The organism is Zhurongbacter thermophilus, assembly GCF_026184435.1.
Lineage (GTDB): Bacteria > Coprothermobacterota > Coprothermobacteria > Coprothermobacterales > JAADFF01 > JAADFF01.
In genome coordinates, this window is the sequence record NZ_CP046447.1 from 471,623 (window position 1) to 492,741 (window position 21,119).

Here is a 21,119-nt window from a genome sequence, read left to right on the forward strand (position 1 = left end):
TCTAGCTGATAAAATAAGTGTGGAGGGAAAAATATGGTTAGTGATGATATAAAATCATATTTAGCAAGGGAGAGAGACGGTTGGGACACAATTATAGTGGCCGGACCTTCTGGTATAGGTAAGACATATTTGGTTCAAGAAGCAGCTCAGAGCTTAGGATATAAAGTTATCAAAATTAATCTTGCCTCGAGAGAGAACCCTGTAAAGTCTATAATCTCTGCCTTAGAGATGCACTTTGGAGACAAGTTTTCCGAAGAGAGTGGGATTTTATCTGTCACAGGAGTGAAAGGCTTACTTGTTGGGAATATGCCACTTGCTGAAGATGTTCTCTTAGGATCGCTTGCTTATTTTATCGAGTTGCTTCTTGAGGATGAAGAAAAGACCCTACTACTTATCGATGATATTCCCAAGATATACACAGGTTTTACTGTGAAATTACTTACAAGACTTAGAACGATATCTACTGGGAAAGGCCGTAAAATTGTAGCTGTTATGAGACAAAAACCTGATGTGCCTTTTCCCGAAGATAGCGTTGTGTTACTTGAAGAGGTGGACAAACAGTTATTTATAGAGCGGTTTGGAGAAACAGATGGATTTTTATTGTGGGAATTAACGGGGGCTAATTTGGGTTTGTCATCCTTTATTTCAGAAACGACTTCCTATTTTTCTGTTAGGAGGACTTTAGAGGGTATATTCTTTGATATTTATGAACAGCTTGACGAGAAAGATAGAGATGTTCTAAAGTACCTTGCGGTATGGGGCCTAGGGTATGATGGGTTTTTTACACTGGAATTTTATGATTCACTTGATGTTGATATGCAAAATGCAGTGGCACGTCTTGCCAAAAAACACATTGTGGAAATATTTGCCTACGGTGGTTTCCGTTTCAGGGCGTTACAATTTATGCATTATATTCTGAAACAAGTATCAGAAGATGAGAAATATCGGATAGCAGAAAATATTAAGAAAGTTATCGTTATGGAGAGAAAGGTGTTTCTCGCAAGAAGAGGATATTTTTCCCTTTATCAGATAGGTTGCTTAAGGATGTCTCGGTATCTTCTTGTAAAAACCTTAAGATTTATCAGAACCTCGGGTGGTGGAGGAAATACCGATATTCTAATAGGAATCAAAGAGCATTTTCTAAAAAGAACAGATGTTCCTGTAGAAGAGCTTTTATTTGTGGCTTCGTATGTTTGGTGGCTCGATATGTATGATAATCTACTTCTTGATGTATTTGCAAAGCACAAGAAATATCTCTTAAAACGTGCGTATCTTAGTAGATTTTATGGATTTTTAGAGCGATTGTTCCTAGGTACAAGAGATGTTTTTCCTCCTGTAGGTAGTAATTATGGTCCTGTTATCTCTTTTATCGATAAATTGGAAAATGCGTGGGAAACGCGGCAGTGGGATTCAAGTATTGATGAAGAGATAGAATCTTTAGGTGAATCTATTCATAGTATATGGCTGTTTGTTTATTATTATGTTAAGGCTCAGGTATCTAGTATGTCTCGTAAGATGGATTATGTTTATAAGGCGTACGAGATTGCTACCGATATGGAAAACCCCGTATTTATTGTGGAGGTTGTTAAACTTATACTTAGTATAAGTCCTCTAAGTAGATTTGAGGAACGTATAGAGATATTATCGAAGGCATATAGAATATCTCCTCCTACAAGCCACTTGTTTGAGAAGCTTGTCCCAGATATGGTAGAAAACTTTAGAGAAGTTTCGGAGAAATCTATTATTGACGAATTTATTGATTATGTCCATGTACAATTTAGGTCGTTACCGTATAAAGAGTCTCTGTTTTCCAAGGCTGTTTTTCATTACATGGTAAGTGGTAATCTTGCCCAAGCATTGATTTTTATCTCGTTGTTAGAGGAAATATCCACTAGTCCGGTTGTACCAACTTACCTGAGGGCATTACATGCAGTGCTTGTTGGTGATAAGACGAAATATAGAAATTACATAGAGGAACTTTCTACAATGACAGATATGTCGGATGAATACATTACACATCTTATGGATATGGCATCGGTATGGCTTGATAATGAACATCCTCATCTGCCTTACATAAGTCTCGATAAAGAGTCCCATATTGCCTTATGGTATCTGTCTTTTTGGACATACGCCGCTTACTATATAAATGGCAACGAGCTTGATGAAGGGTTAAAGTTTATAAATTCTGTTATCGAAAATCTGTCATCTGCTGGTATGGAGTTTACTAAACATGTTGCTTATGTATATAAAGGCCATATTCTTTATAAAAAAGGGGAAATACTACGAAGCAGGGAGTTTTTCAAGGCAGCGTACATGTTTTTTAAGAAGTCTGGTTATGAAGAGAGGGCTAGCAATCTTACTGCTATCTTGTCATATGTTAGGCCAGATCAAGGGGGAAGAGATTTATCTCCTAAAGATATCTATTTGTCTTGGTCCTACTACTATAGAAGGGTAGATGCTATAGCATCTTTATATGAATCACTTATAGACATGCTTCTTTATATAGCTGAATCTGATAGTGTTGATTTATTCCTTGATAGGCTTATTTCCGAGATGTTGTATATTCTTGTAGCAGAGAAGATTTTTATATTTGCCTATAAGGATGGAGAAATACGATACTTTAAGTCCTATGGTCTTGGATCTTCGGGTACCTCTTTTACCAAGACAGTTAAGCAGATTTTAAAGGAAGGAAGTATGATATCTCATAACCCGTCGACTCTTCAGGCTTTATACCAAGGCACTGACTACACAATAGGGCTATTTGCAGAGAGTCCATCAGCGGGAGTTTTTGATTCTATACATTTAGACATGGCTGAAAAGATCTTACGAATAGTTGAATCCGTGCTTGTTGGTAATGAGGTTAGGAGATTGGCTATATATGATTCTTTGACGGGTTTATTTACAAGGTGGTATTTCTTTATACGCTTCAGTGAGGAATTTGAAAGAAGTAAGAGAGAAAACAGACCGCTTGCTGTCTTGTATATGGATATAGATGATTTTAAGAAAATCAACGACAGATATGGTCATCTTGAGGGTGACGAGGTGTTAAGACGGGTTGGAAAGGTAATAAGGCAAAATGTGCGTACAGTAGATATGCCTGCCCGTTATGGTGGAGAGGAAATGGTTATTATGCTATCTGGTAGCAATATAGAGGATGCAGCGATGGTAGCTGAAAGATTGAGAAAGATGATAAAGTTAGAGTTTTCGGAGAAACCTTATAAGGTTACTGTATCTATTGGCGTTGCCGGTATCCCTGAAATGAAAGTTTCTTCTCCTGATAAGTTAATCGAAATGGCTGATATCGCCATGTACTACGCAAAGAGAACAGGTAAAGATAAGGTTGTTATATACTCTTCCGAAATGGAAGATAATTAACTACCGTATCTCCATACTTTTCTTCTGTGCTTTCTTGCCTTTGTAAAATACTTTGTTTTATTGCGTGGTTTCTTCGGCGGTGTAGGAGATGTGTGATGGCGTTTTTGTCGTTTGAAAATCTTAGCTATAACCCATAAAAAGAAGAGAATTATGGGAATTAAGGCATAAAGAGGGTATCCACTTGTTGGAGTTATAGTTTGTGGAGTATCAAAACACCAAATAGGTGAAATGTCCATGATTTTTGCAGATAATGTATCTAGAAAATGAAGAACAGATGGTGAAAAATGACAATATTTAACTTTTCCAGTAGATATCCACCATATAGTACCGTCTGAAAAGTCTATGCTAACATCATGGAGATGTAGTAAATTACCATGTAGGGTATAGAGCATGTTATTGACAATATAAGTTGTATTTTTATGCTTTATAAGGTAGGTATTGGAGCTTCTTTCCCTTTTTATTTCCAATGTACTGCTGATTGTGTAGATATTGCGTGTTATCTTTGTGGCGGTATGAGGTATTGTTGGATAGTATTTATCTTTGTTTATACCTATCCACAAAGTTTTCTTTGTTGTCGGTTTTCCCAGAAGCAATATTTTGCTTGCGGTTATCTGTAATGTTGCTGGTTCAGGCAGTGTGCTAGTATTCAGAATGAATTGTGGAATGGTGGATATAAGATATACATGTCTATCTGTTGTAATAAGAAAGTGGTCATAAGAGCCATAAATACTTGTAGGAGGTTCTGTTAGTGTTATAGATGAGGTGTTTTTATTTGACCATATGATTATGTTATATGGTTTTCTGTTTTCATGCCATAAAGCTACTGTATCTTCTTGTCCACATATAGCTTTTTTGGCACTGGTAGAAAACACTGGCTTATATGGTGGAGTTTTGTGTATTATGGATACATTGTCACCGTTATCGGTGACAACAACATAATGTTGGGTTTCGCATATTGCTTTGGGTATATCTAAAAACAGTGCTATAGATGTTGATACTAAAGCTTTATCCTGAAATACTGCGATAATTCTGTCCCATATCATAGGAGGAATAGGAATAGGGTGGTCTACACTGTGAAAACCCGATGTAGGTTTGAAATCCCATCGGTGTAGGCCGTATATCTGTCCGTTAGGACACGCCACATGAACCGTTGCTACAGTTGGGCTAATTTGAGAAGTGCCCCACAGAAGATGTCCGTTATCGCAAGGTAGATATATACCTCCATATGTGACAAATGTTGTTGGTGTATCCATCTCGTATATATTGATTCCGTCTTTAACTTGCACTAGCAGATACTTGTTATACATGACGATATCACGTGCGCCAGGTTCGTGATATCTATATATAAGATGAGGATACCCATCTATGAAATTCCAGACGAGAATATTATCTCTGAAGCATGTGTATAGATAGGGAAAAGAGAACCATCCACCTGTACCCGGCTGGCCAAGTATAAGTCTTAAAGTACCTACTGGTGAATGCCATATGATGGCTCCGTCTTTGAAAATTGGTTCTATCTCTTGAGCATTAACAGTGGAGGGGAAGATACTGATTAGTAATAAACTGATTAGTAGTGTCAGTGCAAGTTTTTTACTCATCTCTACACCACCTAATATTAAGTGTATCGAGGTATTGGTCTGTGACTATAAATGGTATAGAAATAAGTACATTGGTAATGTTGGGAGAAGGAGGTATCGGTGCACTCCATGTTCCCAGTTTCATAATGTAGCCTGATATAGGGGACATGGCATAACTACCTCTAACAATGAACTTGTCCGGAAAAGTTTTCATTCCTTCATAAGATATGGTTCGACTTTCTATATCGTATTTATAGTGAGCGAATATAGTGGTGTTTGTTGCGGAGAATGCAATGAAAATATCATTGCCTATGCCTCCTATGGAGATATCTGTTAGCTTTTTAGCTTTTCTTGCTAGTGTCCAATCGTCAAACAATATTTTGTGCTTTTTGGTTTCTATGTCTTTATGGAATATGTAAATAGTATATATAGGACCCCAGAAATGAGAAATTGTAGCTGTTATGGCTATGTTGTCAACAAACCATATGGGATCATTTGTTATTATTGAAGAACCCGTTTGAGTTTCTTGGTATATGATGTGGTCTCTGGTATACCATGTTTCTTTACCAGATATATATAAATCTTCTCCGATATGGAGAGGAACTTTCTTATAGTGATATGTAGTGGATGTATCAGTTATTACTGGTGGCGTACCGTTATGGAGAGCTATGTTGTCTATTGTAGGATAAACTTCCACATGTGGAGTATGTAATATGTCGGTGTCACTTGATGTGTATATTTCTAAATCTATCTCTTTGCCATGGGCTGATGCGATGAGTTTATTGTCTTGGCTCTTTATTTTTTTTAGTATAGGTAAGGAAATGTTTTTCAATTTTCTTATACATGAGGAGTCATAAAGATATACTTCTACTGTATCTGTAATAGTACTGTATATTACGAGAGTATCTCCATACAACTGTGTTTTATAAGGTATGTTTTTTAGTACATCAAAGGAGAAATTACCCACTCTTATCCGGGGTGTTCTCATATAGTATGATTTTATGCGCAAATTATTATCGTAAGTAAAGATACCGGTTTGACTTGTTGAAAGATATCCTTTTTCATGTTGAAACAATACACCGCTTTGTGGAACAACGACTATTCCAAACAGCACGAAGAAAGTTGCCAGCTTATTAATGAGTGCCTTTATTGTCTTAATATCCATTGTTTTTTGTTATTTCCTGACAGAGCAATACCTACAATAGCCCATGTAAACACCATATGAGGTATGACTTCAAAGTGGTTGTTGGCAAATGATTGAATAAGGAAGGATAAGAATCCTACCATACTTCCCCATATTATGTAGTAATCAGTACTTTTGTTTTGAATGGAAAAGAGGCTCTTCATGAGCTCCATAAATATGGAGATTAGCCACCACATAAAAGTAATGAGTCCTATGATTCCTAGTTCTCCCAAGATCCTCAGATACAGCATATCTATCCTAAATTTACCGCCTAATCCCAAATTCCATGCTGTTATACTTCCGAAAGTTCCAGGTCCAGAGCCCCATATAGGGTATTGTTTCCAGTGTTGGAGTTCTACTTTCCACTGAAATAATCTTCCACCTAACGCACTTTTGTATCTATAATATGGAGAAAGTAGACCGAGAAATCGTTCTCTTATAGGAGGAATAATTAGTGACGAGATAGCGCCTGCCGCTATCCATCCTATGGCGAATCTTGCATTGATAAATAAAAGACCTATACTTGCTGCGATAATGAAGGCGAGTAGGGAAGCACGAGAAAGGGTAAAAACATGTGCTGTTAGATGTATAAGTAAAAGTATACCGTATATGTATCGGACCTTGGTTCTACATCCTATGGTTAGACCAAGTAGTATTGCTTCTACTCTTTCCATGAACGAAGCAAGGATATTGGGGCTGACAAATATGGCAAATGCTCTGGTTGTTTCTGTGTCAACGAGAGAATCCACCCAGTCTGGAGGAATAGGAACTTGGTTAATGTATTGGTAGATGCCTAATAATGCCATGGGAATAGTTGATATAAGTAGTGGTAATAGTAATTCTTTGGGTTTTATATCCGATACTGAAAGAAGTAAAAGTATCCCATATGGTAACAAAAGCCTTCTAATAGTGTCTTGAAGCACCCATATAGACACATTGTTGATACCTGCACTAATGAAAAACACACTTGAGAATATGGCAAACGGAATCCATAGTTCCTTTTTCTTCATAATATCTGGTAGTTTTATGAGGACGAGCATCCATACAATCAATATAAAAATATCATCCCATATACTGCTTATGGGATATATGTGTATCTTGTGTTTAAGAAGATAGTCAATCCATGGAAATAGAAGTGCTATCCACATGACGGCTCTGTATAATATGCTCATCATGGGCATGTCACCTCTATTATTCTGCCCCAGACACGCCAGTTATGGCCCCTGATTTCTAAGCTGCTTCCTGATAGTGCTTCTTTACCGTTAATTTTTATGGGTATTTCTCCACTGATAGGCGATACAGTTAATATAACATCGGTTTTTGTAGGATCAGGAAAGGCCTTAATTCCCTTCGGTGTCCATCCGTATATGAAAGGATGTGTGGTTTTAATGTCTTTTAATATCAGTACTTTTTGTCCTAATACATCGTAAAGTGCTTCATTTATTTTCATGTTTTTAATGACAGATGGGTAAACACTGCGGGCAATAATTTTATAGTTACAGTTGTTTGTACTTGGTTTTTCTAGATAATCGGGGGCTCGTGTAAAAGCTCCTGTTTGAACATCTACAACGATACCATCAAATTTCCATATATACGATTGAATTCGTATGAGATTTCCAAGAAGTGCTAAGTTTTTGCCTACAGGAGGAACAGTTGCGCTAAGTGGTTCTATGTTTCTGATTTTTAGATATATGTTGTATGTGTCTTTGGATTCTGCGACTGTTGCTGATTGTGGGGTGGGTATTGCTTTTAGATATGGTTTCACTTGTTTGTCTACGACAATGTATGTAGGTTTGTCTGATATGAGTATGGGGTCATGTATCCTTATATTGGTTGCAAGCTCTTTGGGTACGTTTCGCCATACAAGCGTTATGGTAGCGGTATAGCCAGTATCAGCAGTTTTTTGAGGAGATTTTATAATTTTCCATAGGTAGAATATGATCGAGAATATGACAACCAAAATAACTATGCTTAGGATTATATCAATGGTATGTTTTTTCTTTCTAGGCATTTACGGTCCCTCCCATGATTTCTATCATTGTTTTATTAATATTATGCCAGTCCCACTGTTTGGCAAATTTGGAAATGGCCTCTTTGTTAGGAGGATTATTTTCAATATCTTGAATATGTTTTAGTATATCCTCCTTGTTTTTATATACATATATACCCGGGCCTTGAGGTATCGAAGGAAGATTTGAGATGATTGTTGGAATACCCGCTGCCAATGCTTCATATAACTTTAAAGGATTAATTGCTTTGCTGAAACGGTTTTCTGTTTTAAATGGCATGAGGGCTATGTCGGAGTGATAAACAGCGGCAGCTACTTCTTCTTGAGGTTTGAATGGAATAAAGTGCAGGTTATTAATTTCTAGATTAGCTATAGAAGTTGCATTGCCAGATAGTTTACCTATAACGATGAAATGGTAATGAGGTAGCGCTTTTACTATATCTAAGAAAAGTTTGTGGTCTATCCATGGTCCCATATGCCCATGAAATATAATACGCGGATGGGGGATATTTTTGATAAAATCAGGTTCTTTATGTGGACCTTCCCACATACTGGTATCAGTACCGTTAGGGCGTATGTAAATAGGTTTACCGTAGTGTTTTCGTGTATCCATAAGAACAGGTGCTGTTACCACTATACCATCTACTATGTGTGCCATTTTGTTTTCGTACACTACGGTATCTTGACGAGGTTTTCCATCTTCGCTATATAGTATCTCATCATACACAAAATATAAGGCTTTAGCTCCTGCTAATTTCAGTGCTATAGCCCATGGAATATGAAAAGGTGATACAAGTATACCGATATCTGGTTTTATATAGCTAATTATAGGTTTTATCCATTTGACTAAAAGATTTGTAGAAAAGAGTTTTTCTGGATATAGCAATGGAAACCGTATTACACTAAGTTTCTTATTTATATCTTTCTTGATAGGTATAGGTGGTGGTAGTTGCCGTTGCATACCTCGGATGGGATAAGTCAGGATGTCATAACTTCTTTCTATAACGTATACATGTTGTATTTCATTGTGGGTAGATAAATCTAAAAACATTCTTTGCCACCTGTGACCCTCCCACGGACCTGTTAATGTCCATAGTACTTTCACTGTTCTCCCTCCATCTCAATAACACGAACGAGTTTCCTCCATCGTGGGGTTTCTATATACACAGAACCACCTATAACAAACTTTGGAATAAGACCTTCGTGAAGTGGCACTGCCTTAAAAGTTATTTCCCATACCTGGGGATTATCTATAATTCGTATTGTTCCTGACGGCATAACCATAGCACTTTTGAGGGACTGAACGGATACAGATGCCACCTTCATAATGGGATTCCTCATTGTGTCTATAATAATATCTCCAGGTTTTACCATATGGGCTATTTCGGGTATGGATGTTGTGTATCTGAAAACTACAGTAGGTGCAGTATGGCCGGCTGTTGATGGTACCATCCATATTGCCAGTCCTAGTATCATAAAACTTATAATCACTGCTGCTATGAGATTGAAGAACAGTTTCATGTTCTATTCCTCCTATGATTTATTTATATATCAAGGATTATTATATGCTTTACCAATCACCATAAATGTATACAAATATACATGATTGACATGTCGCAAAAACTTGGTATACTTACTATTGCCTGCCTGGAGAAAGGCACGGCGAGAAAGCGGGAACGCGACCAAGCAGGGAACGAAAGGAAAAGGCAGCGAAAATACCCCGTGAAGGTATTTGAGACTGCCGTACTCCGCAAGTGATACATGAGCTTGGGGATAAAAACTTTCCATGAATAGAAACGAAAGGCCGTGAGGTCTTGAAGATAAAGTATGTCATGGAGGGTTTGATCCCGGCTCAGGACGAACGCTGGCGGCGCGCCTAACACATGCAAGTCGAGCGATCGGCCCGCAGCCCTTCGGGGCAGCGGGTACGGAGCGGCGGACGGGTGAGTAACGCGTACCTGACCTACCCTCCAGAGGGGGATAGCCACGGGAAACCGTGGGTAATACCCCATACGCTCCTGCTGGGGCCAGGTTATTTAAAAGGTGACCTGGCTAAGGCAGGAGGAAAGCGTTTAGCGCTGGAGGATGGGGGTGCGACCCATCAGCTAGTTGGTGAGGTAACGGCTCACCAAGGCGAAGACGGGTAACCGGCCTGAGAGGGTGGACGGTCACACCGGGACTGAGACACGGCCCGGACTCCTACGGGAGGCAGCAGTGGGGAATATTGGGCAATGGGGGAAACCCTGACCCAGCGACGCCGCGTGGTGGAAGAAGCCCTTCGGGGTGTAAACACCTGTACAGGGGGAAGAGGAAGGACGGTACCCCTGGAGCAAGGGACGGCTAACTACGTGCCAGCAGCCGCGGTAAGACGTAGGTCCCGAGCGTTGTCCGGAATCACTGGGCGTAAAGGGTCCGTAGGCGGATTCCTAAGTCCACTCTGAAAGCTGCCTGCTCAACGGGCAGAGGAGGGTGGAAACTAGGAGTCTAGAGGCAGGTAGAGGCAGGTGGAATTCCCGGTGTAGCGGTGAAATGCATAGATATCGGGAGGAACGCCAGTGGCGAAGGCGGCCTGCTGGGCCTGGCCTGACGCTGAGGGACGAAAGCTAGGGGAGCGAACCGGATTAGATACCCGGGTAGTCCTAGCCGTAAACGATGATGGCTAGGTGTCGGGGGGTTAGACCCTTCGGTGCCGCAGCAAACGCGATAAGCCATCCGCCTGAGGAGTACGGTCGCAAGGCTGAAACTCAAAGGAATTGGCGGGGGCCCGCACAAGCGGCGGAGCATGTGGTTTAATTCGACGCAACCCGAAGAACCTTACCAGGGCTTGACATGCTGGGGCAAGCCCGCCCGAAAGGGAGGGGTGGGACCTGCTAAGCAGGTCCACCCAGCACAGGTGTTGCATGGCTGTCGTCAGCTCGTGTCGTGAGATGTTGGCTTAAGTGCCGCAACGAGCGCAACCCCTGTCCCTAGTTACTCCTTGCCAGTAAGGGGGCAAGAGGACTCTAGGGAGACCGCTGGCGAAGAGCCAGAGGAAGGGGGGGACGACGTCAAGTCATCATGGCCCTTATGTCCTGGGCTACACACATGCTACAATGGATGGGTACAACGGGAAGCGAAGCCGAGAGGTGGAGCGAAGCCCTAAAAGCCCGCCGTAGTTCGGATTGTGGGCTGCAACTCGCCCACATGAAGCCGGAGTCGCTAGTAACCGTGGATCAGCAAAGCCGCGGTGAATACGTTCTCGGGCCTTGCACACACCGCCCGTCAATCCACCCGAATCAGGGGCACCAGAAGGCTGGTGACCGGTAAGGGCCGGCTGAAGGTGTGTCTGGTGAGGGGGGATAAGTCGTAACAAGGTAGCTGTAGCGGAAGCTGCGGCTGGATCACCTCCTTTCTAAGGAGAGAGAAGTTCCCTGCGAGGTCGCGTTCCCGCATACGCGGTGGGCCCTTAGCTCAGACGGTTAGAGCGCGCGCCTGATAAGCGCGAGGTCCGAGGTTCGAGTCCTCGAGGGCCCACCAAACGTGGTGGGGACGTAGCTCAGCTGGGAGAGCACGGGCTTTGCAAGCCCGGGGTCACGGGTTCAAGTCCCGTCGTCTCCACCACAGCGCGCACGCGACAAATTGGGGTTAAGGTAGAGGGTAAGAAAGTGAGAAGATAAAACGAGCACACGGTGGATGCCTTGGCACCTGGAGCCGAAGAAGGACGTGGCAGGCTGCGAAAAGCCTGGACGAGGGGCCTGCACCCGGTAGTAGTCCAGGATCTCCGAATGGGGAAACCCGATGTGCGAAAGCACATCATCCATACCTGAAGCAAGTAGGGTATGGAAGGCAAGCCGGCGAAGTGAAACATCTCAGTAGCCGGAGGAGGAGAAATCAACCGAGATTCCCTAAGTAGCGGCGAGCGAAAGGGGAAGAGCCCAAACCCACAGGGTGAAGAAGCCGGCAGGCGTTGCCCTGTGGGGGTAGCGGGACATAGCTAGGCGTGGCTGCCGACACGCCGCGGAGTAAAAAACCTAGTGTATAGCCGAACCAGCTGGGACGCTGGGCCGAAGAAGGTGAAAGCCCTGTAGGCGAAATGCACTAGGCTCCGTGAGCTATGATCCCAAGTACCCCGGGACACGAGGAATCCTGGGGGAATCAGGGGGGACCACCCTCCAAGGCTAAACACTCCAGGTGACCGATAGCGGAGAAGTACCGTGAGGGAAAGGTGAAAAGCACCCCGGAGAGGGGAGTGAAAGAGGACCTGAAACCGTGTGTTCACAAGGGGTACGACCGGATCTAAGGATCCGGAAGTGCATGCCTATTGAAGAATGAGCCAGGGAGTTCATGTCAGTGGCGAGGTTAAGGCGCTGGAGCGCTGGAGCCGGAGGGAAACCGAGTCTGAAAAGGGCGAAAAGTCGCTGGCATGAGACCCGAAGCCGCACGATCTATCCATGCCCAGGGTGAAGGCCGTATAACAGCGGCTGGAGGCCCGAACGGGTTCGGGGTAAAATCCGTTCCGATGAGGTGTGGATAGGGGTGAAATGCCAATCGAGTGCGGGGATAGCTGGTTCTCCCCGAAATGCATTTAGGTGCAGCCTCACGGATTGCCTGCTGGAGGTAGAGCTACCGATTGGGGTAGGGCCACAGAAGTGGTACCGAACCCAGTCGAACTCCGAATGCTGGCAGGCAGAAGTGGGAGTGAGTATCCGGGGGACAAGCTCCGGAGGCGAGAGGGGAACAACCCAGACCGTCGGCTAAGGTCCCGAAGTCTGTGCTAAGTGTTGCAAGAGGAAGGATGTGGGACTGCGAAGACAGCCAGGAGGTTGGCTTAGAAGCAGCCATCCTCTAAGGAGTGCGTAACAGCTCACTGGTCGAGCGGTTCCGCGCCGAAGATATAACGGGGCTAAAGCACAGCACCGAAGCCACGGAACTATACAGGTCTGCGGATCTGTATAGTTGGTAGGGGAGCGTTCCCTGCGGGGTGAAGTCACACTCGTGAGAGGTGATGGACTGCAGGGAAGTGAGAATCCTGGCATGAGTAGCGAGAGGTAGGTGAGAACCCTACCGCCCGGAAGCCCAAGGGATCCTACGGAAGGCCAATCCACGTAGGGAAAGGCGGGACCTAAGGTGAGGCCGAAAGGCGTAGCCGATGGATAGCCGGTCAAGATTCCGGCCCCACCCACCTGGAGGCTGAGGCGGGACGCAGGAGGTGCAGCACGCCGGGGAAGGGAACACCCGGTCCAAGTCCTGAGGCGAGGAGGAGTAGGCAAATCCGCTCCTCCGGTAAGCTGAGGGATGACGGGGAGCCCCATAAGGGGTGAAGGTGTGACGTGCCAGACTGCCGAGAAAAGCGTCGCAGCCGATGAAAGGTGGGTGCCCGTACCGGAAACCGACACAGGTGGGCAAGGTGCGAAGCACCAAAGGGTAGCGAGCTAACCCCAGTCAAGGAACTCTGCAAAATGGCCCCGTAACTTCGGGAGAAGGGGCGCCCGAGTAGCTTGACCCCCGCTAAGCTTAACAGTGGAGCGGGGTGTAGGGCGAAAGGGCCGCAGGAGATGGGTCCTGGGGACTGTTTACCAAAAACACAGCTCTATGCGAAGGCGAAAGCCGAAGTATATGGGGTGAGGCCTGGCCAGTGCTGGAAGGTTAAGGTGAGGGGTTATCCCCCGGAAGGGGGAGAAGCTCCGAGCCGAAGCCCCAGTAAACGCCGGCCGTAACTATAACGGTCCTAAGGTAGCGAAATTCCTTGCCGGGTAAGTTCCGGCCTGCATGAAAGGCATAACCACCGGGACACTGTCTCGACTGGGGGCTCGGTGAAATTACAGTGGGGGTGAAGATGCCCTCTACCCGCGGCAGGACGGAAAGACCCCGTGGAGCTTTACTGCAACCTAACATTGCCTATTGGGTGGCACTGCGCAGGATAGGTGGGAGGCTAAGAAGGCCCGCTTTCGGGCGGGCTGGAGCCGCCGGTGAGATACCACCCTGTGCCACTTGATGGGCTAACGACGCTCCGTGAAGCCGGAGGTCGGACAGTGTTAGGCGGGCAGTTTGACTGGGGCGGTCGCCTCCCAAAAGGTAACGGAGGCGTCCAAAGGTCACCTCAGGCGGCTTGGAAACCCGCTGATGAGTGCAAAGGCAGAAGGTGGCTTGACTGTGAGAGCGACAGCTCGAGCAGGTGGGAAACCAGGGCTTAGTGACCCGGCGCGCCTAAGTGGAAGGGGCGTCGATCAACGGATAAAAGCTACCCCGGGGATAACAGGCTAATGGGGCCCGAGAGTCCACATCGACGGCTCCGTTTGGCACCTCGATGTCGGCTCGTCCCATCCTGGGGCTGCAGCAGGTCCCAAGGGTTGGGCTGTTCGCCCATTAAAGGGGCACGCGAGCTGGGTTCAGAACGTCGTGAGACAGTTCGGTCCTTATCCGCCGCGGGCGCAGGATACCTGAGGGGAGGTCGGCCTAGTACGAGAGGACCGGTCGGCAGGGGGCGCTGGTGGATCGGTTGCACTGCCGAGTGCACAGCCGAGTAGCTAGACCCCCGAGGGATAAGCGCTGAAGGCATCTAAGCGCGAAGCCCATCCCGAGACGAGGTATCCCACTCCCTAGAAGGGAGGTAAGGGACCTGGGAGACTACCAGGTAGATAGGCCGTAGGTAGAAGCCCCGCGAGGGGTGAAGCCGAGCGGTACTAATATCCCGAGGGCTTCTCACTTTTAACTCTACCTTAACCCCATTTGTCGCGTGCGCGAATTAAAAATAGTGGGTCTGTGCCCACGTCGTGGGGGTACACCCGGCAACATGCCGAACCCGGAAGTTAAGCCCACGAAGGCCGATGATACTAGTCACCGCGAGGGGCTGGGAAAGTAGGCCGGTGCAGACCCACTATAAAGGTGAGAGGGAGCCGCTGGAAAGTGGCTCCCTTTTTTCGTTTTGAGGAAAGATACAAGAGGTAGTGGATACGGATGGATAGAAAAATGGACTATAGGAATTGGTAAGATATACAAGAAAAGGAACAGAAAGTAAGAGCAAACTATAGTGTATGGAAACATGAAACATATGGATTCTTGAATAGAGGATTGTGTTGTTGATACGTAACTCGTATGAAGATGTACTGATGTTCTAATGGGTTAATGGGTAGTTGTTTTAATATGAGGGGTATAGAATTCTCTCGTTTCAGGAATTTTTACTACTGAAAATCTTTTTAGTTTTCATGTATTATTTTTTCTATCTGATGGACTACAGTTTTCTAAAATATTGACCGTTTCAAGCTGAGGTTTATGGTTAATATCACTTTTATGGAGATCCTGTGTTATTCGTTTTTGATGGAGAACGTGTTTATATTTATACATAGATTTGTCTTAGTGATACTCTTCTAATACAGATCTTTATTTTTAAGTTGTGTTTGATGGATAAAGGTTTATAGTGTGTATGTGTGGTATGCAATGAAGCATGTCTCAGCCACAAACTTTAATAGGTGTTGATATATCTGTAATTCAACTGTGCTATCACATGAGGTTGTTTTCATATATTTCGTCAAATACTTTGTGATAGCGTGCAAATATGTCTAGTATTTCTGGATCAAAATGTTCAGGCATTACTCTGCCATCGCCTTTAAGTATTATGTTTACAACTTCATTGTGTTTCAAAGCTTTCTTATAAGGTCTAGGTGATCGAAGTGCATCATATATATCCGCTAGGGCAACAATACGGGCTTCTAATGGTATCTCGTTTCCCTTTAGTTTGTCTGGATATCCACAGCCATTATACTTTTCGTGGTGCCAGCGGGCTATGTTTTTAGCCATTTCCATTTCATTTTCTTCTTCTCCTCCTAGTATTTCCCATCCGTAAATCGTATGCTTTTTCATTATTTCCCATTCTTCTTTGGTCAAAGGACCTGGTTTGCGAAGAATATGTTGTGGGATAAGTATTTTACCTATATCGTGTAGTGGAGCGAATCGGCGTATGTCTTCGATAAATTCCTCCCTCATACCAAGTTTTTCTGCTATAAATGCCGAGTACTCTCCAACGCGAACAATATGTTCTCCTGTTTCATTATCAAATTGTTCTGCTAGTCGTGCTAATCTTCTGGCAAAGAAATAGTAAGCTCTCTTTAGGCTTTGCTGTTTCTCTTCGAGCTCCTTATAGGCATCTTCGAGAAGAATATTGTTATAAACGAGCTGCCGTTGAGTTTCTAAAAATTCTTCTATGGTTTCTTCAAATGTTTCTGTCATCTCTTCTATTTCTAAGGCATTACTTTTAAATGAAAGCAACTCATTTTTAAGGTGTTTCAAGAAGTCGGCTATGGCCTGAGGAGATTTTTTATCAACAGTTTTCCATTCTTCAAGGGCTTTAGTAATGATCTGTATATCATGGCTAATATGTTTGGTTATGAGAAAGGCAGTAAGTCCTGAACCAGTAAGAAAGATGATAACACCAATTGTTATAAGAAACATAACCACAGAAAATTCTTTTAGAAGAGGGGTAAAATCTAAAGTCAAATATATGATATATGGTTGAGGAATATAAATAATATCTGCTCTTGACGATTTGGGGAGAGAGGTTAACCATACAGAAATTAAAGATCGCTTTTCTGGTACCATAAGAAACCTTGTTTCTGATTCAAATATATTACTTTGTTCTATTGTGAAGAGTTTATCTGGGGTAATATTTATGTTCTGAATTTCTTTGGGAAGGGGAGAGTATATTTTATTGGGATAGATAATCTCTATGTTTTGCACCACATCTATATCGTTGACTATCTTCTCCACTGATGAGCGGAGAATCATTTTCAGATTAATGTCACTATGCACTTCAGTTCCTAGTGCTAGTAATTTTCCATCTTCTATAGGGGCAAATATGAATTTATAAAATGTCTTTCCATCGGCGAGACCAGGAATGAATGCTCTTGGAGATGCTATTTTCCCGGCAGATGTGACAGATGCTACCTGAGAAAAGAAAGGGAAATCATCAAATGATATATTTGAGAATAATGTGCTATTGCTAAGAATAACGGTACCTGTTGGTGATAATATCAGTTCTACAACATCTGAACATTGTGTCTTATCGGCTATGATATCCTCATTATCGATGTAGGAAAGACAGGTTAGTAGATGATTTTCTGTTGATAGTTCTTCTTTTTGGAGTATCTTGTCAAACATAGATAAGGTTATTTCTGTATTTTTGGTGATGAGATATTCCATTATATGGGTATCGTGATAAACTACACTTTGGGCAAAGAACCATGTTCCGGCGTATACTACAAGGGCTACGAGAAGGGCGTATCCGAGCAGCTTAGAATATAAGATTGTAAATAGCGATCGTTTTTTTCTTTGCCTATTCATCATATGAATATTATACCTGATCCTGAGGTAATATTAAAAATGGAAATTATGTTAAGGGGGTGGTTGTATGCATCCGTATGTAAAACTTGCCAAGGATGCTGTTGAGGAGTGGGTACTCCATGGGAAAAAGATACCTGTGCCTGATCCGTTGCCTGAGGTGTTTCAGAGAAGAGCTGGATGTTTTGTAACACTCTACAAAAATGGACAGTTAAGAGGATGTATTGGTACGATACTACCTGTTTATGAAAACTTGGCAGAAGAAATTATCGAGAATGCCATAGCGGCTTGCAGTAGGGATCCTAGATTTTATCCTGTAGAACCTGAGGAGCTTCCCTATCTTGAATATAAGGTGGATGTGTTATCGGAGCCTGTGCCTGTCAAGTCTATTGAAGAGCTTGATCCTAAAAGATATGGAGTGATTGTTGTGTCTGCCGTATCCCCTTATAAAAAGGGAGTGCTTTTGCCAGATTTGGAGGGAGTTGATACTGTAGAAAAACAGCTGTCCATCGCCATGGCGAAGGCAGGCATTCATCCTGATGAACCTATCGAAGTATATAAATTTACTGTAGAGAGGTATGGTGAAGATGAATAAGTATGGATTTTTTCAAGAAATAGACAAAGGGGTATATAGGTGTACAGCATGTCCATTTAAATGTATCCTTAAGGAAGGAGTACGAGGTTATTGTGGTGTTAGAACTGTTGTTCATGGTAAACCTGTATCTCTGATGTATGGCTATCCGGTATCTATTGCTGTCGATCCTATAGAAAAAAAACCTCTTTTTCACTTCCATCCGGGTACGAAGGTGCTTTCGTTTGGAACACTGGGGTGCAATATGCGTTGCAAAGGATGCCAGAACTGGGAGATTGCCCATACAAAACCTGAGGAATGGAGATATCAGTTTTATCACATTGAGCCTCAAGAAGTACCGTATCTTATGAAAGAAACAGGGGCCAATGGTGTAGCTTTTACTTATAACGAGCCAACAGTGTGGGCTGAATATGTTTATGATGCTTCCTACGAGGTGAAAAAGGCAGGAGGGTATACTGTTGCCGTTACCAATGGGTATTTTTCTGAAGAAGTTAGGGAAGCGTGGGCTGAGGTAGTTGATGCTTATGCGATTGATTTAAAGGCTATGTTCAAGGAAACATATGCCAAATTTGCTCCAGGTATCAAGCCCGAAATTGTCCTGGATAATATCAAATGGTTATTTAATAGGGGTAAGCATATTGAAGTTATCGTTAATTTAATGCCAGGTGTCAATGATAGTGATGAAGAAAGAAAGGCAATGATAGATTTTCTTGTTTCTGTGTCTACCGATATTCCTTTTCACATTACGAGGTTTTATCCTATGTATCAAATGAGAGATATTCCTCCTACTCCTATTGAGGAGCTATTACAATTTAGAGAAGAAGCCAAAAGTGCTGGTCTAAAATATGTATATGTGGGTAATGTTAGAATAGAAGGAGTAGAGGATACCTATTGTCCTAATTGTGGAACTCTACTTGTAAAAAGAGAGGGTTTCTGGGTATCATTAAATAAGATTGACGATGGAAAGTGTGTAGAATGCGGATATAAAATATATGGAGTATGGTAGGAGGTGCAAGTATGTTTACCCTTGACTTAGGAATAGATTTGGGAACTGCAAATACACTTGTATATGCTGCTAATCATGGCATTATTGTGAGAGAGCCATCTACTATAGCAGTTGCGGTTAGAGATAGAAAGGTATTGGCTGTCGGAAAAGAGGCCTACAATATGGCTGGAAAGACTCCTGAGAATATTGTTGTTGTTAGACCTCTTAAAGATGGTAATATTGCCGATTATGATGCCACTTTGGAAATGATTAAGTATTACATCAAGAAGGCAAAAGAGGAGTTGAAACTTATACCCTTTATTCCTAGAAGAATGAGGCTAGTTATTGGTGTGCCTTCAGGGGCAACACAAGTTCAGAGAAGAGCTGTGGAAGAGGCAGCCGAAGCTGCTGGGGCTCGAGAGGTTTATCTTATAGCAGAACCTATGGCTGCTGCTATTGGAGCAGGCCTTCCTGTTGAGAAGCCACAGGGTAATATGGTAATGGATATTGGTGGTGGTACGACTGAGATTGCCACTATATCTTTAGGAGGACTTGTTGAGGTTAAGTCTGTTAATGCTGCCGGTGACGCCATGAATCAAGCTATTGTTGATTATATGAGAAATCAAGAGAAATTGTTTATTGGTGAGAGGACAGCGGAAGAGATTAAAATTCAAATTGGTAAGGCTCATCCCGAGGTTACCGATAAAGAAATGAAGGTAACGGGTAGGGATGTAACATCTGGTCTTTCCCGTTCTGTATTTGTTAATTCTACTCAGGTGCTTGAGGCTATACAGCCTATACTTGATGAGATGGTAAAGGCAGCGTGGGAAACCCTTGCCAACACTCCACCAGAACTTCATAAAGATATTGTTGAAAATGGTCTTTGGCTTACAGGTGGTGGGGCATTGTTGAGGGGACTTGATAGGCTACTTAGGGAAAAATTAAATGTACCAGTAAGAGTAGCTGATAATCCACTGGAATGTGTTGTTATTGGTACAGGTAAGGTCTTGGAGAATGTTGATCTCTTAAAGGCTGTTCTCGGCGAGAATCGGTGATAGAATGTGTCTTTGAGGCAAAAAGAAAGAAAGGTTATACTGTATGGTGTAATAGCCATTATAGCCTTTCTTGTTGCTATGGCTCCTATTTATTACAATGTTGCTAGATATGCATTTAAGCCTGTGTGGTATGTATCTTCTTGGATTGGTGAGTTTGGATATAGGGTGTCTCAGGCTTGGGAATGTTTTACAATAACTTCTTCGGTGAGTATTAGCGAAGAAAAGACAAGGGTGTATACTGCTACTGGTGCTTACACCTACGGGTATATTACAGAAGTACGATGGTTAGGAGATATCAAAGAGTTTTATGTTAAGACAGCTACGAAAATCCCCGCAGGTCTTGATGCGGTTGTTGTTTCCGCAAAGTCCAGAGGATTTGTAGGTAAGATTGATACATGTGATGCTTATGGTTGTTGGGTGATTAGTTTATGGGATAAAAGACTTAATTTACCTACTTTCCTAGGTCCTAGTGGTTATATTGGTTGGTTGAGGTACACGGGTAGAAAGTGGCAATTTCATTCTGTTAGTGCGCCATTAGAGCCTGTAGAGAGAGGGCAAGAGGTATATTGGTTAGGTAATCCTATGGTTCGTATCGGGAAGACAACTTCGACTCTGTCTATAGCTACTGCCAATGTATCCCCTATCCAAAAGGAGTTTTTATACACACCCGTATTTATTTATGTTGAGGTGAGTACGAGGTGATAAAGGTAGGCTATTGGATAAGACTTGTTTTGGAGATATGTTTCTTGCCTACACATACTTTATATGTTTTTCATGATTATCTTTCTGGATTTGAAGGATATCTTGTTTATTTAGTTGTGGGATTAGGTTTTTTATACGATATGGCTATGGGTTACGGGGTGATGTTTACGGTGTTTGCGTTATTCCTTGTGTTTTTACAGCATAGTGAAAAAGTACTTTCGCCATATGAACTTTTTATAATATTTACCGTGGCTTGGCTGTTTGTTTTGCTATATAGAGGATTCCCTCATATTTATACTCTAATAGCGATGACCTTTTTCTTATGGGAGG

General features: G+C 42.9%; 12 protein-coding genes, 2 tRNA genes and 3 rRNA genes. 10 read left to right on the plus strand and 7 right to left on the minus strand.

The genetic code is table 11. The features are described from left to right. Positions 1-33: 33 nt before the first annotated feature. Positions 34-3,375, plus strand: a complete 3,342-nt coding sequence (locus GM182_RS02120; protein ID WP_449186956.1) for a diguanylate cyclase — start codon at positions 34-36, stop codon at positions 3,373-3,375. Here GM182_RS02120 and GM182_RS02125 read toward each other — a convergent pair. The 6 genes from GM182_RS02125 to GM182_RS02150 are packed head-to-tail and all read right to left on the minus strand — an operon-like array spanning position 3,372 to position 9,664. Beyond that, positions 3,372-4,973: a hypothetical protein gene (locus tag GM182_RS02125; RefSeq protein ID WP_449186957.1), complete on the minus strand. Its 1,602-nt coding sequence runs from the start codon at positions 4,971-4,973 to the stop codon at positions 3,372-3,374. The genes GM182_RS02120 and GM182_RS02125 overlap by 4 nt on opposite strands. Beyond that, a complete protein-coding gene (locus GM182_RS02130) occupies positions 4,966-6,117 on the minus strand; it encodes a hypothetical protein (RefSeq protein WP_449186958.1) in 1,152 nt (383 codons plus the stop codon). Before GM182_RS02130 ends, GM182_RS02125 begins: the two co-directional genes overlap by 8 nt. Further along, positions 6,099-7,310 (minus strand): O-antigen ligase family protein, encoded by a 1,212-nt coding sequence (locus GM182_RS02135; RefSeq protein WP_449186959.1) that lies wholly within the window; start codon positions 7,308-7,310, stop codon positions 6,099-6,101. The genes GM182_RS02130 and GM182_RS02135 overlap by 19 nt, the downstream gene beginning before the upstream one ends. Continuing rightward, positions 7,307-8,146 (minus strand): DUF4330 family protein, encoded by an 840-nt coding sequence (locus tag GM182_RS02140; RefSeq protein ID WP_449186960.1) that lies wholly within the window; start codon positions 8,144-8,146, stop codon positions 7,307-7,309. The genes GM182_RS02135 and GM182_RS02140 overlap by 4 nt, the downstream gene beginning before the upstream one ends. Then, positions 8,139-9,248, minus strand: a complete 1,110-nt coding sequence (locus tag GM182_RS02145) for a glycosyltransferase (protein WP_449186961.1) — start codon at positions 9,246-9,248, stop codon at positions 8,139-8,141. The genes GM182_RS02140 and GM182_RS02145 overlap by 8 nt, the downstream gene beginning before the upstream one ends. Further along, complete coding sequence (locus GM182_RS02150; RefSeq protein WP_449186962.1) at positions 9,245-9,664, minus strand: hypothetical protein; 420 nt, start codon at positions 9,662-9,664, stop codon at positions 9,245-9,247. The genes GM182_RS02145 and GM182_RS02150 overlap by 4 nt, the downstream gene beginning before the upstream one ends. 308 nt (positions 9,665-9,972) lie before the next feature. Here GM182_RS02150 and GM182_RS02155 point away from each other — a divergent pair. The 5 genes from GM182_RS02155 to rrf all read left to right on the plus strand — a co-directional run bounded on the left by GM182_RS02155 (position 9,973) and on the right by rrf (position 14,997). Further along, positions 9,973-11,534: ribosomal RNA gene (locus tag GM182_RS02155) — 16S ribosomal RNA — on the plus strand. 48 nt (positions 11,535-11,582) lie between these two features. Then, positions 11,583-11,659, plus strand: a tRNA-Ile gene (locus GM182_RS02160). A gap of 8 nt (positions 11,660-11,667) precedes the next feature. After that, positions 11,668-11,743, plus strand: a tRNA-Ala gene (locus GM182_RS02165). Between the two features lie 45 nt (positions 11,744-11,788). Continuing rightward, positions 11,789-14,829 (plus strand): 23S ribosomal RNA (locus tag GM182_RS02170). A gap of 51 nt (positions 14,830-14,880) precedes the next feature. After that, positions 14,881-14,997 (plus strand): 5S ribosomal RNA (gene rrf / locus GM182_RS02175). Together the 16S, 23S and 5S rRNA genes with 2 tRNA genes alongside form the textbook arrangement of a ribosomal RNA operon. A 625-nt stretch (positions 14,998-15,622) precedes the next feature. Here rrf and GM182_RS02180 read toward each other — a convergent pair. Further along, positions 15,623-17,461: an HD-GYP domain-containing protein gene (locus GM182_RS02180; protein WP_449186963.1), complete on the minus strand. Its 1,839-nt coding sequence runs from the start codon at positions 17,459-17,461 to the stop codon at positions 15,623-15,625. A gap of 64 nt (positions 17,462-17,525) precedes the next feature. On the opposite strand from GM182_RS02180, the gene amrA reads away from it, so the two are divergent. From amrA to GM182_RS02200, 4 genes are read left to right on the plus strand one after another with little or no spacing between them, the layout of a single operon-like run. Next, entirely contained in the window at positions 17,526-18,050 is a 525-nt protein-coding gene (gene amrA / locus GM182_RS02185; protein ID WP_449186964.1) for an AmmeMemoRadiSam system protein A, read from the plus strand. Continuing rightward, positions 18,034-19,053: an AmmeMemoRadiSam system radical SAM enzyme gene (gene amrS, locus GM182_RS02190; protein WP_449186965.1), complete on the plus strand. Its 1,020-nt coding sequence runs from the start codon at positions 18,034-18,036 to the stop codon at positions 19,051-19,053. Before amrA ends, amrS begins: the two co-directional genes overlap by 17 nt. A gap of 11 nt (positions 19,054-19,064) precedes the next feature. Then, the gene (locus tag GM182_RS02195) at positions 19,065-20,087 is read left to right on the plus strand and encodes a rod shape-determining protein (RefSeq protein ID WP_449186966.1); all 1,023 of its coding nucleotides are present in this window, start codon (positions 19,065-19,067) and stop codon (positions 20,085-20,087) included. 12 nt (positions 20,088-20,099) lie between these two features. After that, positions 20,100-20,789, plus strand: a complete 690-nt coding sequence (locus tag GM182_RS02200) for a hypothetical protein (protein ID WP_449186967.1) — start codon at positions 20,100-20,102, stop codon at positions 20,787-20,789. Positions 20,790-21,119 lie beyond the last annotated feature (330 nt).

Excerpts from the sequence above, each read along its gene's own strand:
- GM182_RS02130 (WP_449186958.1), bottom strand. The coding sequence starts at position 6,117 with ATGGATATTAAGACAATAAAGGCACTCATTAATAAGCTGGCAACTTTC.
- amrS (WP_449186965.1), top strand. The coding sequence starts at position 18,034 with ATGGTGAAGATGAATAAGTATGGATTTTTTCAAGAAATAGACAAAGGG.
- GM182_RS02150 (WP_449186962.1), bottom strand. The coding sequence starts at position 9,664 with ATGAAACTGTTCTTCAATCTCATAGCAGCAGTGATTATAAGTTTTATG.
- GM182_RS02180 (WP_449186963.1), bottom strand. The coding sequence starts at position 17,461 with ATGATGAATAGGCAAAGAAAAAAACGATCGCTATTTACAATCTTATAT.
- GM182_RS02195 (WP_449186966.1), top strand. The coding sequence starts at position 19,065 with ATGTTTACCCTTGACTTAGGAATAGATTTGGGAACTGCAAATACACTT.
- GM182_RS02140 (WP_449186960.1), bottom strand. The coding sequence starts at position 8,146 with ATGCCTAGAAAGAAAAAACATACCATTGATATAATCCTAAGCATAGTT.
- GM182_RS02120 (WP_449186956.1), top strand. The coding sequence starts at position 34 with ATGGTTAGTGATGATATAAAATCATATTTAGCAAGGGAGAGAGACGGT.
- GM182_RS02135 (WP_449186959.1), bottom strand. The coding sequence starts at position 7,310 with ATGATGAGCATATTATACAGAGCCGTCATGTGGATAGCACTTCTATTT.
- amrA (WP_449186964.1), top strand. The coding sequence starts at position 17,526 with ATGCATCCGTATGTAAAACTTGCCAAGGATGCTGTTGAGGAGTGGGTA.
- GM182_RS02125 (WP_449186957.1), bottom strand. The coding sequence starts at position 4,973 with ATGAGTAAAAAACTTGCACTGACACTACTAATCAGTTTATTACTAATC.